Source organism: Paenibacillus catalpae, from assembly GCF_900112695.1.
In the GTDB taxonomy this organism is placed as follows: domain Bacteria; phylum Bacillota; class Bacilli; order Paenibacillales; family Paenibacillaceae; genus Pristimantibacillus; species Pristimantibacillus catalpae.
Map to the genome: position 1 here is coordinate 1,035,273 of NZ_FOMT01000002.1, position 14,566 is coordinate 1,049,838.

Annotated in this window: 9 protein-coding genes; 7 read left to right on the forward strand and 2 right to left on the reverse strand. The window is 48.9% G+C overall.

The window, feature by feature from the left end:
• Positions 1-54: 54 nt before the first annotated feature.
• The 6 genes from ald to BM200_RS12325 all read left to right on the forward strand — a co-directional run bounded on the left by ald (position 55) and on the right by BM200_RS12325 (position 11,802).
• Complete coding sequence (ald, locus tag BM200_RS12300; protein ID WP_091185586.1) at positions 55-1,185, forward strand: alanine dehydrogenase; 1,131 nt, start codon at positions 55-57, stop codon at positions 1,183-1,185.
• A gap of 250 nt (positions 1,186-1,435) precedes the next feature.
• A complete protein-coding gene (locus tag BM200_RS12305; protein WP_091185588.1) occupies positions 1,436-2,623 on the forward strand; it encodes a HupE/UreJ family protein in 1,188 nt (395 codons plus the stop codon).
• A 46-nt stretch (positions 2,624-2,669) separates the two neighbouring features.
• The gene (locus BM200_RS12310; protein ID WP_091185591.1) at positions 2,670-9,458 is read left to right on the forward strand and encodes an S-layer homology domain-containing protein; all 6,789 of its coding nucleotides are present in this window, start codon (positions 2,670-2,672) and stop codon (positions 9,456-9,458) included.
• 74 nt (positions 9,459-9,532) lie between these two features.
• Positions 9,533-10,177, forward strand: a complete 645-nt coding sequence (locus BM200_RS12315; RefSeq protein ID WP_091185594.1) for an XAC2610-related protein — start codon at positions 9,533-9,535, stop codon at positions 10,175-10,177.
• A gap of 67 nt (positions 10,178-10,244) precedes the next feature.
• Positions 10,245-10,781 carry a DUF402 domain-containing protein gene (locus tag BM200_RS12320; RefSeq protein ID WP_091186307.1) on the forward strand — a complete coding sequence of 179 codons (537 nt, stop codon included), beginning with the start codon at positions 10,245-10,247 and terminating at the stop codon, positions 10,779-10,781.
• 79 nt (positions 10,782-10,860) lie between these two features.
• Positions 10,861-11,802 (forward strand): methylenetetrahydrofolate reductase, encoded by a 942-nt coding sequence (locus BM200_RS12325; protein ID WP_091185597.1) that lies wholly within the window; start codon positions 10,861-10,863, stop codon positions 11,800-11,802.
• A gap of 64 nt (positions 11,803-11,866) precedes the next feature.
• Here BM200_RS12325 and BM200_RS12330 read toward each other — a convergent pair whose 3' ends face one another.
• Positions 11,867-13,444 (reverse strand): acetate--CoA ligase, encoded by a 1,578-nt coding sequence (locus BM200_RS12330; protein WP_091186309.1) that lies wholly within the window; start codon positions 13,442-13,444, stop codon positions 11,867-11,869.
• Between the two features lie 114 nt (positions 13,445-13,558).
• Positions 13,559-13,771: a small acid-soluble spore protein Tlp gene (gene tlp, locus BM200_RS12335; protein WP_091185599.1), complete on the reverse strand. Its 213-nt coding sequence runs from the start codon at positions 13,769-13,771 to the stop codon at positions 13,559-13,561.
• Positions 13,772-13,995: 224 nt separating this feature from the next.
• Here tlp and BM200_RS12340 point away from each other — a divergent pair, with 224 nt between their 5' ends.
• Positions 13,996-14,535 (forward strand): YkvA family protein, encoded by a 540-nt coding sequence (locus tag BM200_RS12340; protein WP_091185602.1) that lies wholly within the window; start codon positions 13,996-13,998, stop codon positions 14,533-14,535.
• Positions 14,536-14,566 lie beyond the last annotated feature (31 nt).

Consider the following 14,566-nt stretch of genomic DNA (forward strand, 5'->3'; position numbering starts at 1 on the left):
GCAACGCGTAGTGCTGTTGCGGTGAGCGGGATAGGAGAAAGGGAGGTAGCGTATATGGAGATTGGCGTTCCGAAAGAGAGAAAAAGCGCGGAGCATCGCGTGGCGTTAACGCCTGGTGGTGTGTATGAACTCGTAAAGCATGGACATCGCGTGTTTGTTGAGACCGGAGCGGGAGCTGCCTCCGGTTTACCGGATGAGGACTATCAGGCGGCGGGAGCTGCCATTGTCCAGGGTGCAGACGAAGCCTGGTCGAGGGATATGGTTGTGAAGGTGAAGGAGCCGCTGAAGGAGGAGTACCGGTATTTCCGTGAAGGACTGTTGCTGTTTACTTATTTGCATCTGGCCGCGGAGCGGGAGCTGACGGAAGCGCTGGTGCAGCATAAAGTGACGGCAATTGCATACGAGACCGTACAACTGGCAAACGGTCAGCTGCCGCTCCTCACACCGATGAGCGATATTGCCGGAAGGATGGCGGCGCAGGTTGGGGCGCAGTTTCTGGAGAAGGCACACGGGGGCAGAGGAATTCTGTTAGGAGGTGTGCCCGGTGTGAAAAAAGGCCGAGTGACGATTATCGGGGGCGGCGTTGTTGGCACGGGCGCTGCCCAAATTGCGCTTGGTCTTGGCGCCGAGGTATCTATCATTGACCGTGATGCCGACAGGCTGCGTGCGCTGGAGGACCGGTTTGGCGGGCGGGTGCAGACACTTGCCTCCCATTCTCGGCAGATCGCGGAGGCGGTGGCCGAATCGGATCTTGTCATTGGAGCTGTGCTGATTCCGGGGGCAAAAGCTCCCAAGCTTGTAACCGAAAGCATGGTTCGATCCATGTCCACCGGTTCGGTCATTGTAGATGTCGCCATTGATCAAGGCGGCAGCGTGGAGACCATTGACCGGATCACGACTCACGCCGAGCCGGTATTCGAAAAGTTTGGCGTTCTGCATTACGCCGTTGCCAACATGCCGGGCGCCGTGCCGTATACGGCAACGGCTGCGCTCACCAACGCCACGCTGCCCTATACGCTCGCGCTCGCCGACCGCGGCGTCCGGGACACGCTCGCGGGCAGCGAACCAATTCGCCGGGGCGTTAACGCCATGGCCGGCTTCATCACCCACGAAGCCGTGGCCGCCGCGCATCAAATGGACTACAAGAATGTACGCGATCTGCTGAACTCTTCTTCGATCGCCTAAGTGAAGCCCCTGAAGGCTGCCTATCAGCCTTCAGGGGCTTTTTTTATATGCCATCAGCTGCTGTTTAGAAACTCTGTTACTCGAATAAGTAGTAGATTAACTCATTTTCTCTAAAAAAATGGCACTATTTTAGGCAATAAGGCGGATTTTAACATTTTCTTAATCTATCATTGACGTTCGATTGACAATAGAGCCCTATACTCACAAAGTGTCTTGTTTATCATGAACAACTAGAGAAAGGGGGAGTCTTGTGAGAGTACGTACAAAAGCTGGAGTTGTGTTAGCTGCATTATGGCTGTTATTTAGCGTATTTGGCGGCACGGCAGAGGCGCATTTCGCATCGACGGGATTTTCGGATATTACGATAAAAGACAAGAATCTGGAATACAACGTGTTCTTGCTGGAGAAGGAGCTTCTTGAAGCTATGCCTCAGCTTGACGGGAACGGAGACGGCAAGGTTTCTGAGGACGAGCTGTCCAGCGGAAATGGCACGCTTACCGCATTGGTTCATGACCGCTTGATCGTCACGGGCAACAGCAAGGTTGGCACCGGAATTGTACTTGCAGCGAAGAAGACGGAAAAAGCCAAAATGCCGATGATCGAGATCGACATTAACTATGATTTTGGAGAGCCCGTCGATCGGTACATGGTTCAATATAACTTTTATGATGGTACAAACCCCGATCACCGCAGCTATGCAACCATCCGAATGGGGCAGCAGTCCATCGTTCAAGTCATCAACAGCTCGAACAATATTCTTCAAATGGAAGGCTATCATGGTGCGGACGCCGGTACATCGGATACACCAGCAACTGGCGATTCGGAGCAGAAGCCTGTTACTACTTCATCCTCTTGGACAAGCGTGCTGAAAGAATACGTCACCATGGGAATGGAGCATATCTGGTCGGGTGCCGATCACATGTTATTCCTTTGCGGACTAATCCTTGCCTCAGGCACTAGCGGCTGGACGATGCTGAAGCTGGTCTCGGCATTTACGGTCGGACACAGCATTACGCTGGTATTATCCGCAATGGATCTGGCGTCATTGTCGCCGCTTATTGTAGAGCCTCTTATTGCGCTTAGTATCGTATTTGTAGCTTTTGAGACGATGTTCCGCAAAAAATTCCCTCAGCTGAAGGGCAAGCAGATTGCCGTCACCGTGATGTTTGGCATGGTGCATGGCTTCGGCTTTGCAGAAATTCTGCACGGAACGATGTCAGGCAGCATTGCCCTGCCGCTCTTCTCCTTTAACCTTGGCGTAGAGATTGGCCAGCTTGTTGTTCTGGCGGTCGTCATTCCGATTCTATGGGTAATCCGCAAGCTGATTACAAGCACAAGCAACCGTCAAATCTGGTGGACGTATGTGACCTCCTCCATCGTAGGTTTAATGGGACTCTACTGGCTTGTTGAACGTCTGATTTCTGAATTTAAGATGTAATCCGTTTCACCATCAACAATTAACCTCGAAGGAAGTGTTTCCTATTATGGTAAGCAAGAGATACAAGAAATGGATCTCTAGCATTCTATTAGCCAGCTTGCTGATGAGCATGCTGTCATCGATTGGTATCGCTGCCGCGGCAGACGAGAATACCGTACCGGAGCTGTTCGTCTCCGAGATTCATCCTAACGTGCTTAGCACGGATGATTACGAGTTTTTTGAAGTGTACAATAACTCGAATAAAACGATTCGTTTGAATGACTATACGTTCCTGTACCGTTACCCAACCACAACACCAGACGCAACCTTCACGTTTGGCGAGAAGTCGCTGGACCCAGAGCAGGTCATGGTGTTCTGGTACAATCCATCCAATAAAACATTGGCTGATTTTAACGCAAAATATGGTGTTAGTCTGACTGACAGCCAAATTGTTCAAGTTGCAGGCTTCTCTGGCTTCCACAATACAAACGACCGCACGGTTGTTATTGAGAACAGCCAAGGCGTTGAAATTTCAAAATCAGGCTATATAGCCTCAACAGAAATTGGTGATGGCCTCGGCGACCACTACATGCTGCCAGCAGCAGGCGGTGTGCAAACCGACAAATTTGCGGTGAAGTCCGTTCCAACTCCAGGTGCGCTTGATGCCGGTCAAATTCCTTCCGTTCATTATGAATTCCCGGAAGGACCGGTTAATCAGGCTCCAGTAATCACGCATACACCGGTTACAGAAGGAAGCAGTGAAGCAGATCTGACGATCACTGCTCAAATTACGGATGCGGACGATACGGCAACGGCGGCTGTATATTTCAAAAATCCGTCGGATGCTGCATTTACATCTGTACCGATGACCAACACGGAGGGAGCAACCTTTTCCGCGGCTATTCCGAAAGCATCCCTTACGGCTACTGAGCTGCAATACTATATTGAAGCTGCAGATGCCGTCAATCATGTGAAGTCTTCTACATATACGGTTGCGATCGAGCAGCATAACTTCGATTACACCAAAGTACCTGTCATGCTCATTACTGAGCTTGTACCAGACAGCACGAATGTGACAGGAGTAAGCTCCGATGCGTATGAATTCGTAGAGTTGTATAACAATACGACTCGTCCAATCTCGCTTAAAGATTATGAGCTGATCTATCGTTATACGAACTCCACGACACCAGACGCGAAATGGGAGCTGCCTAGCACGGCGGTTATTCCTCCGCTTAGCAATGTTGTGTTCTGGATTATGAACGGTGCGACTACGGATTTGAAGACTGAGGATTTTAACGCGAACTACAAAACATCCCTGGTCGAAAATACGAATCTGTTCCGCATCGAGGGCGGCGGCGGTATGGCTAACGGCGGAAGCCGTAAAATCGTTATCGCTTCGAAAACGGGGAAAGAAATTGCCGAAGCGTTCTATGAGAACGATGCCCAAACGATACCAGACAAGGGTATTTTCTATCAGTATCCTACTGACGGCACGAACCAGATGAAGCTGTTTAATGCAGGCGTTAATGCAGCGACTCCAGGCGCTGTAGAAGCAGCATTGCTTCCGGAGCAGCCGGCTCCAGCTGTTAATGAGCTGCCTGTTATCCAGCATACGCCGCCTGCTTCGGGAAGCATCGATAACGATCTGACCGTACAAGCAACAATTGCGGATCCAGACAGCGATACGGTTACCGCATCCGTCTTTTACAAAGTTGGCGAGGCAGCAGACTATACTTCCGTTCCGATGACGGCGGGAGAGAACAATGTGTTCTCGGCTAACATTCCGAAGGAAGCATTCACCGATTCGGAGCTGCAATATTACATTCAAGCAAATGATGGAATCGACACGGTAAAATCAAACAATTTCACCGTAACGATTGAGCTTGGAGATGTTGACTTCAATAAGCTTCCGCCGCTGATGGTAACGGAGATTGTTCCAGACTCCACAAACGTAGGCTCAGCGGACGGCTATGAGTTTGTCGAGATCTACAACAATACGGATAAGACCGTGAACTTCAAAAACTACAAAATGCAATATCGTTATACCGCTTCCGGACCGGATGCCGATGTGATCTGGCCGACGAATTCGGAGGACTTGCTTATTCCTTCGAAAAAAACGTTGGTGTTCTGGGTTATTAACAGCCAGAATACGCAAAAAACGGTTGCAGACTTTAACGCTCTCTACGGTACTAATCTGGTAGAAGGCACCGATATCGTTAAAATCTACAGCGACGGCATGGCTAACGGCGGTGGACGCGGGATTGTTATCGCAACCAATACAAAGACAGAAGTCTCGGCCGGTTATTACGACACGGACGCAGAGACCATTGCGAACAAAGGTATTTTCTACAAATATTCGCAAGCTGGCAGCACAACGATGATTAAATACAGCGCCGGCACTGAAGCAGCAACTCCGGGTTCGGTAGCTCCGGTGCAAGTGCCGTTAATAACGGTTAAAACTCCAGCAGATACAACAGATCCTACCTATCAGGATTTGACGAATAAGCCGGAAATCGATAAAGCTCAAAACCTCTCGCTCAAAGCGGAAGCGCATGACGAGAATAGTGTCAAATCCGTAGCTCTGTATTATAAGAGCAACCTTGATGCGCAATATACGAAACGCTACTTGGCAGAAAGCTTTGACGATACGCTGTATCACTACACGATCTACTCGCCTGAACTGATCGGCCGTGATTACATCGAGTACTATTACGTCATCTCCGACGGGCAGAACGAAGTAACGTCAGAGAAGTACCGCACACAGGTTACGGGCAATACGGATCATTCACCGCTTCGCTTGAATGTGAAGGACGGAGACTTCCTTGCGGGAATTAAAGTACTGAAAGCCACTGCGGAGAATGCACCCGCTTCAGAGCTTCATGTGAGCATTGATCAAACAGAAGCGACAGATGGAACGTATACTGCTGTTGAGCAGGATGCATATTTCGCATATGAAGCGAACGGCGTCAACTATTACTTCAAGAACGGCGTTACAATGGGCGACGAAATTTTGTCGATCTTCTTGGAGCCAATTAACACCTATACCACTTTAACGGTACCAATCGCAGCGGAACGCCTGAAGGGCGGAAGCAACATTATCTCCATCCGAGCGGGTACAAAGGCATCGCCGTTTGATGACCGTCCGGAAGAGAACAAAGACGATTTTACTGTACGTAATGTAAGGCTTGTATTTGCAGACGGTACGGAAATCTTCGACGAGCGTTACAAAAACCGGGATACCGTAATTCCTATGGGTGACAGCGCCGGTAAAAATCCGGTCGTAGACTTTAACTTCAATATTTCGGATGAACTGCTCGCATCCAAAGCTTATGCTCTTGATACGACTAAGCTGTCTGATGGTGAACACACCATTAAAGTCAGCCACTCGGAGTTCGGCGAGAAAGCAGCCGTTATCAAAGTAGATAATACGGCACCGGTTATTACAACTTCCCTTCAGGAAGGTAAAGAATACCGCGGTCCATTTACAATTACAGCTTTGGCACAGGATGCTTTGTCTGGTGTAGATAAAGTCCAGGTGTGGCTGGATGAAACGCCAATTACACTCCCTTATGCAACTTCCTCCAAGGATTTGACTGGCGGAGAGCATGTTTTCAAAATTCAGGCAACCGACAAAGTCGGCAATACGGTGGAAAAGGAAGTGAAATTTACCGTACCGGACGAGAATCCGCTGAAGCCGGAGCTCGTGTCTCCTGCCGACGCAGGAACTGGAGTAGACCGGAACCCGGTATTGTCTGTAAAAGTAAAAGATCCTACGAATGACAAAATGGATGTTTCCTTCTTCCGTGGTTTCAAGTATGACGGGGCGAATAAGGAAGGCCTTCTGGGCTTCCGTAACGCTGCGGATGTTGAGCCTCCGAAGGAAGTAGCTCCTGCCGGAGAGAAAGCAATGACGGCAGAAGACTACGGCAAGATCAGCGCAGTTGACGGTGAGTATCTGACCGATGATTCCACCGAGCAATTCCCTTATCAGCGGTTCCAGGTACAGCTTGATCCATCTGTGAAAACGACAGACCAGATCGAGCTCAGCTGGAAAGGTAACTCGTTGGAAGGGCGCAAAGTGAGCATGTATGTTTGGAGCCCATCCGAGAAGAAATGGATTAGCGTTGACAGTACGGTTGCAGGCACGGAAGATTTTACACTTGGTGCTTGGGTAACTGCAGGGGAATATGCGGACAATCAAACACTGCAAGTGATGGTACAGGATGAACTGCCGGTATCGCAGGAGGATTATGATTTCTCCTTTGCATGGATGTCCGATACGCAATACTATTCGGAAAGCTACCCGAACATCTATGAAAACATCGTAGACTGGATTGCCGACAACAAAGAGAAGAACAAGATCAAATATGTTATCCATACCGGCGATATCGTCGATGAAGCGGATAAAGAAATTCAATGGCAGCGCGCCGATAAAGACATGAAGGTGCTGGAAGACGCAAACATTCCTTATGGCGTACTTGCCGGGAACCATGACGTTGACCATCAGCTTGGCGCTTATGATTACTATTGGAACTATTTCGGGGCAGACCGTTTCGAGGATCAGCCGACTTATGGCGGTACTCTGGATAACAACCGCGGTCACTATGATCTTATTTCCTCGAATGGCAATGACTTCATTATGGTCTACATGGGGTGGGGAATCCGCGACTCGGATATCGACTGGATGAATGAAGTGCTCGCGAAATATCCGAACCGCAAAGCGATTTTGAACTTCCATGAATTCCTGCTTGTATCCGGCAACCGGGCTCCGATTGCGGATAAGATTTTTGAAGAAGTTGTGCAAAAGAACAAAAACGTATTCGCGGTACTGTCCGGACATTATCATGATTCGAAGCTGCTTGTCAGTGAGATTGATGACAACGGTGACGGCACTCCGGATCGTAAAGTCTATCAAATGCTGTCTGACTATCAAGGTGGTCCGGAAGGCGGCCAAGGTTATATCAAGCTTCTTCAGTTTGATATTGCCAACGACAAGATGTATGTAAAAACATACTCGCCTTATATGGACGATTATAATTTCTACGATCCAAACGATCCGACAAAACAGGAAGAATTCGCAATTGATATTGACCTTTCGCCACAGGTGAAGCGCGTAGCGACCGACTATATGGGCGTAAACGTCTATTCCGATCAGCCGATCGGGAAGGTAGAGCAGGTAGCAAGCGGCGAACAGGCATCCGTAACCTGGAGTGCTCTGAGCGCGAACACCAAGTACCAATGGTATGCAGCGGCTGAAGATGTGTACACAGGCAAAGCCTTGTCTGATATCTGGTCCTTTACGACTGGTACAGCAGCTGCCGATTTGACGGCTCCAACTTGGAACAGCGGCAGCCTGTCTGTATCAGATGTAAGCAAAACATCGCTTAAGCTGACCTGGACGGGAGCTTCCGATGATGTAGGTGTAACGCAATACAAGGTTTATAAGGACGACGTAGAGCTCGCTACCGTATCTGGTACGACCTATGAAGTAACCGGCTTGACGGCGGATACTTCTTACACGTTCAAAGTAGAAGCGGGAGACACATCCGGCAAATGGAGTACGGATGGTCCATCGGCAACCGGTAAAACAACTGCCAATACCGGTACGACGAACCCACCGGTAGAGACTCCAGGCGGAGGCTCCGGCAACAACGGACAAACTCCGGTGAAAACAGCCAATGGAGTCAGCGTTAAAGGAACAACATCCGGTTCAACGTTGACCGTATCTGCTCAGACCCTGAATCAAGCGATTGATATGATCGCGGGACAAAGCGGACAAACGATTGAGATTACGGCTGATTCCACGCAAGCTGTAAGTGCAGAGCTGCCGGCACGTGTGCTGCTTGATGCGCTGAAGGAAGCTCCAAATCTGACGATTTTGGTGAAGATTGGTGACGCAAGCTATGCTCTGCCGATCAGTGCGCTTAACCTTCCGGCAACAATCGGTACAGATGCCTCGCTGGTGATTACGATTGATCCAGTGGACAGCACTCTGTCGACTACGATGAAGGATAAAGCGACTAAAGCCGGAGTGAAATTGATTGGCACTCCAGTTGAGTTCAGCGTATTCCTTCAATCAAACGGCAATAAGCAGGAGATCCATGATTTCGGCAAAACGTATGTATCCCGTACAATCGACATCAGCCAGTCCATGGATGCAACGCATTCCACAGCTGTGATGTACAACGAGGCGACCGGAGAATTTACATTCGTTCCGGCAACCTTCAAGACGGAAAACGGACATACGGTTGTGACGATCAAGCGTACTGGCAACAGTGTTTATGCGGTCGTTCAGCTTGATAAGACATTTAGTGATCTGAATAACCATTGGGCGAAAACAGACGTAGAACGAATGGCGTCCAAGTTGATCGTCAAAGGTACAAGCAATGATAAATTTGCTCCTAATGCTGTGGTAACCCGCGCAGAATTTGCTGCTATGGTTGTGCGAGCGCTTGGTATCTCGGAAGATCAAGCAGCAGCTTCCTTCAAGGATGTAAGCAGCAAGGATTGGTTCGCAGGCGCGGTAGGCGCAGCAGTGAAGGCAGGCATTGTAAAAGGTTATGAAGAAAACAGCTTCAGGCCAAATGCTTCCATCACCCGTGAAGAGATGGCCGTTATGATCTCTCGTGCACTTGCCTTTACGGGCAAACAGCCAACAGGCAGCACGGATCTGCTGAACGCCTTCAAGGATAAATCGGCGATCGAAGCTTGGGCAGCTGCTGCTGTAGCGCAAGCAGTCGAAGCGAAGATCATCGAAGGCACTACGGGCGGTAAATTTGCACCGGACAGCAAAGCAACTCGCGCCGAAGCGACAGTTATGCTGAAGCGACTGCTGGAGTATGTGAATTTTATTTAAAGTAACTTTATAGGGAAGCCCCTCGTCTATGACGAGGGGCTTTTTGTATTATTTTACTAAGGGGTTAAAATGGCATGAGAACAACAATAGGGATCTATTTGGTATTCATGATTTTGCTGACAGGATGCACAGCAGCAGAGAGCGGTAACATCGTCCGCTATAAATACTTCCAGCCTGAATCCGACGAGAAGAAGTACATGATGAAGATATTTGGGCACCCAGATGTCGAAGAAGAATCCAGCAGCTACCAGACAAACAAAATCAAGGTTTATTCTCCAGAGAAGAAGCTTCTTCAATCAATCTCTATTGAGGATGCAGGGTCATGGGATGGCGAAAGCTTAGGTGTAACGATAGAAGACATGAATTTCGATGGTAATCCCGATCTTGCGATTCAGCATTTTATTCCTGCCGGACCTAATATCCCTTATTTATGCTGGCTTTGGGACCCTATGAGCAAACAATTTATATCCAATAAAGAGCTTGAGGAAATCCCGTCGCCCGAGTTTGACCCCATTAATCAAACCATACGTTCATCCGTTCGGGAGAACGCAGCTATACATGTTGATAATCTTTATAAGTATATCGATGGCAAACCTGTTCTTGTAAAGAGCGTAAAAAACGAATATGACCCGGATAAAGAAGGGTACCAAGTTACCATCAGTGAGCTGGTGAGCGGGCAGATGCAGGTAACAGGGCAATATGAGGAAGCGGCCAAGTAAGGACGTACCCGCGCAAAGTATGATATACTTTCCTAACCTAATGATTTCCGAAGGGAAGGCATTTTTCGTGGATAATACGATTCAAATAAAAGCGTTAAAGCACGGCGGTCTATTGCATTATGAATGGAATACGGATCTGCTGGAGGAAGGCGACGGCTATATGTTTGTACTTGGACGTTACGGCAGAAAGCTTCAGCATCATACGAAGAAATCCGTGTTTACGGTGAATAACTGGTCGATCGAATTTTTCTCGAGCAAGCATTGGTTTACGGTCAGCGCGGCTGTTGTAGACGGACAAATCAATGAATATTATTGCAACATCAATCAGCCGGCGGTGATTAACGGCAGCGAAGTTTCCTTTGTTGATTATGATCTGGACCTCGTACAGCGAGGCGGCGTGTGGATGGTTATAGATGAAGATGAATTTGCCGAAAATGCTGTTAAGTTCGGATATCCGGAGCCATTAATGCAGCAGGTAAGGGAAGAGCTGGCCGGACTTCAGGCACGTGTAGCAAAGCGGCAGTTTCCTTTTGACGGAACAATTGAACGTTTAATGGCGAGAATCCCAAAGCAAGAAGCTGAAGTTATAAATCCGACTGCTTAAGAAGGAATTTGACGCGGCATGTAGAATTAAACTAGAAATTATTCCACTACTATTATGGACGTTAGGGATGAAGAACGAGATGCTTAAGGATAAAATTTTAAACAGGCAGGCGGGAATTATCACTTACGGCATGACACCGCCCAAGTCCAGCCATACACCTGAGAAGCTGGCAGAAATATCGGAAAAGCAATATGACCGTCTGAAGGATCTGGACATTGACGGCCTGATCTTGTATGACGTACAGGATGAAGCGGACCGGACGGACGAGGAAAGACCATTCCCGTATCTGGAGGCGCTGGATCCAACGGTATACAGCAAGAACTATTTGAACTATTGGAAGGTACCAAAGATTATTTACCGTGTTGTTGGCAATAACTCGGAAGATAACTTTACGAATTGGCTGAAGCAGAATGCGGAAGAGGACCGGTTCTCGGTGTTTGTCGGCACTTCCTCCAGCAATCAGCAGACGACGATGAAGCTTCCGGAAGCATATGAGCTTAGCAGAAAGCTGAACGACCGCCTGATGCTGGGCGGGGTTGTTATTCCTGAACGGCATATGAAGAAGAACGACGAGCATCTGCGGATCAGGGATAAGGTGGACGGAGGCTGCAAGTTCTTCATTTCGCAGGCTACTTTTAATGTAGAAGCCTCCAAAAACATGCTCTCCGACTACTATTATTACTGCCAGGAGCAAGGCATTGAGACCGTTCCAATTCTGTTCAACCTGGCGCCATGCGGCTCGCAAAAAACGCTCGAGTTCATGAAATGGCTGGGCATCAGCATTCCGAAATGGCTCGAGAATGACCTGCTCAAGTCCACCGATATTTTGGACAAGTCCACGACTCTGGCACTCAAGATCTTCGAAGAGCTGTTTGAGTTCGGCATTGAAAAAGGCATTCCGATCGGCTGCAGTATCGAAAGCGTATCGACGCGCAAAGTGGAGATCGAAGCATCCGTGCAGCTGGTGAAGGACATTAAGAAAGTGATTGACCGTAAGCTAGGTGTTCATGCCATAGTGTAAAATATAAAAGCCGCTGTTTGAGCCGGAGCTTGTTAGAAGCCCGGCTGGAACAGCGGCTTTTTCATCAGGAATTCATATGCGCTTCGCGCTGGCGAAGCTCGATCCGGCGGATTTTGCCGGAGTTGGTTTTGGGCAGCTCGTTGATGAATTCGATTTTACGCGGGTATTTGTATGGAGCCGTTACCGATTTCACATGGTCCTGCAGCTCTTTGGCGAGCTCAGGGGTGCCGGTGATGCCATCCTTCAGCACAATAAACGCCTTAACGACATGACCGCGGATTTCATCCGGACTCGCAACAGCCGCACATTCCTTGACGGAGGGATGGCGAAGCAGCGCTTCTTCCACCTCAAACGGTCCAATCGTATAGCCGGAGCTGATAATAATATCATCTCCGCGGCCTTCGAACCACAGATACCCTTCCTCGTCCTGGCTAGCCCGATCACCGGTAATGAAGTAGGAACCAACGATGTTGGCGCCTTTGCGTTCCGGATCTCGGTAATAGGACTTGAACAGGGCGGGCATTCCGGTATGTACAGCGATGCTGCCTATTTCTCCCATCGGCTGAGGACGACCTTCCTCATCAATAATTTCCACAAGACCCGGAACGATCGACTTGCCCATTGAACCAATCTTGATTGGAGAATCCTTCAGATTGCCGATAAGCAGCGTGCTTTCCGTTTGGCCGTAGCCGTCACGGATGGTGAAAGAGAATGTTTCCTGGAACTGCTTGATCACCGTCTGGTTCAATGGCTCACCGGCCGAAACTGCGCTGCGAATTGAAGACAGATCATATTGATCAAGCGTATCTAATTTTGCCAAGATCCGGTATTCCGTTGGCGTGCAGCACAGCACCTGAATCTGGTTCTCTTGAATAAGCTCCAGATACCGCTCTGCGCTGAAGGATCCGTTATAAATAAAGCCGGTTGCTCCGCTGCCGAGAACGGATAAGAACGGAGTCCAAATCCATTTTTGCCAGCCCGGCGCCGCAGTTGCCCAGACCAGATCCGAGCTTTGGATGCCAAGCCATGCGGAGGTGATACGCAGATGCGCATAACCCCAGCCGTGGCTGTGAACGACACCTTTCGGATTGCCGGTTGTACCCGATGTATAAGCCAGGATCGCCATATCATCACGTGTGGTTGGTTCGGCCGCGCGTTCCTCCGGTTGACCTTCCGTTAAGGAGCGGAGGGAGAGCCAGCCGTCAGCTTGTCCGCCGCTAGCGTCAATCCGGAACTGCAACGAAGGCAGCTCTTCCGTAATGTTATCAACCTCTGCAGCTCCTTCCGCCCATGCCATAACCGCACGCGCTTCGGAATGATTCAAGCGGTAGGACAGATCCTTGGTCCGGAGCATTTCGGAGGATGGAATAATAACAAGTCCAAGCTTTAAGCAGGCAACATAGATGATATATGCCTCGATGGTTCTCGGCACCATGACGAGGACGCGGTCCCCTTTTGCAAGACCAAGTTCGTTCAGTCCGCCAGCCAGCCGGTTCACTTGCTTCAGCAGCTCGTTATATGTCATTTGTTTCGTTTGTCCCTGATCATCCAGCAAGCGGAGCGCGATTTTATCCGACTTGTGGCGCTCAATCTCAGAGCTTATGTTATATTGTTCGGGCGCAATCCATTGTTCGAAATTCATCCAACCTGCTCCTTTGTTGATGCCATATTCTTCGCTAATTAGCGACAGTATAGCACAGGTCATGAACATGAAAAAAGATGACTCCTGACATAAGCAGAAGTCATCTTTGTTTCTTTAAGCTTCTTCGTCGCTGAGTTCTTCTTCGAATTCTGCAACACTTTCTCTGCGGCGCTCGTTCTTCTCTTGAAGCTCGTTTTGCTCAGTACCGTTAATCTCCGAGCTGAACTCATTCAAATATTGTTCAGTCTCATTGATGTTCTGCTGCGTATTCGCAATGTGCTCCTGCAGATGTTCCGCGTTATCAGCCCGATTGTCCGGCTTTGCCATACGGATATTCCCCCTTATTCGTGTTGGTAGTCGGGCACCGGCTTTAGCACCCAACAGCTATTGTGACCCAAGAGCCAGTGGTTTTATGCAAAAAATTAACAAAAGTTAATTGTCTAGAGAAACGTTTTTTTGTTTAATTACAGTATAGAGGGTATTTGTTGTTGTCGAATCATATTCTAACGTTAACGAATAGATGTACAATTGAAACTTTTGGAGGGATTACGATGTCTGTTATTATCGAATGTCCAAACTGCAGGCAGAAGAATGAGGTAGAAGCACAGAAGCTGAGGCTGGCGAAATGCGGGGCATGTCATGAGAGTCTTGCTCAGGATGATGTGATTCCGGCGACCTTTTCGGATGAGGAAATAGCCACGGCTGTAGAGTCGGCTCCATCAGATGCGCAAGAGGAGGAAGTGGATACGGACTCCTGGACCTCCAAGATTGGTGATCATGACGAGCAAGTGCAGTACGTAAACAACGGCTTCTGGTCTAAGGTTAGAAAATATGCGTCAAAGGTGCCTTTCTCCAAAGAAGCGGTTGCCATGTACTACTGCGCCATGGACCCAAACACGCCGACCAAAGTAAAAGTAACGGCCATTGGCGCGCTTGCGTACTGGATTCTGCCCATCGATCTTGTTCCGGACATTTTCCCTCTTGTCGGCTACGGGGATGATGCGACTGCCATATTTGTGGCTTACAAGGCCATAAGCTCGCATATTACGGATGAGCATCGGGACAAGGCAGAGGAGTTTTTTGCGAAATAAGGCTTTAGAGGGCTAGGAGGAGAACCCATAG